This is a genomic window from Citrobacter sp. wls619, from assembly GCF_005281345.1.
Lineage (GTDB): Bacteria > Pseudomonadota > Gammaproteobacteria > Enterobacterales > Enterobacteriaceae > Citrobacter.
Window position 1 is genome coordinate 1 of sequence record NZ_SZXJ01000050.1, and the last position, 564, is coordinate 564.

The 564-nt window shown below is 56.7% G+C and carries 1 protein-coding gene; it reads right to left on the reverse strand.

The genetic code is table 11. From position 1 onward, the window contains the following. On the reverse strand, positions 1-564 hold a 564-nt coding region (locus FDX19_RS12175; protein ID WP_137382905.1), incomplete at both ends, for a DMSO/selenate family reductase complex B subunit.

Sequence of the window (564 nt, forward strand, 5' to 3'; positions counted from 1 at the left end):
GCCAGATAACCCGTGGTATCCCCGGTCGGGCGGCTATTGGCATTTGGTTTGATGACGATGCTCGGTTTGGTAAAGTGCGCGCCAGGGAGCGGCGCAACCGCGGCCAGGGTGCCGTGTTTTTTACGCAGTTCCTCTATCGGGCCGAAGTCCAGCGCACGCAGCGGACAGGATTCGACACAGATGGGTTTCTTACCCTCAGCAACGCGCTCATGACAGCCATCGCACTTGGTCATGTGTCCTTTGGCGGCATTGTATTGCGGTGCGCCATACGGGCAGGCCATGTGGCAATAGCGGCAGCCAATGCACACGTCTTCATCCACGACCACAAAACCATCTTCACGTTTGTGCATCGCGCCGCTCGGACACACCTTGGTACAGGCCGGGTCTTCACAGTGGTTACACGCAATGGAGAGGTAGTAGGCGAAAACGTTCTGGTGCCAGACACCGTTATCTTCCTGCCAGTCACCGCCGGCGTATTCGTAAATACGGCGGAAACTGACGTCCGGCGTTAAATTTTTGAAGTCTTTGCAGGCCAGTTCGCAAGTTTTGCAACCGGTGCAACGG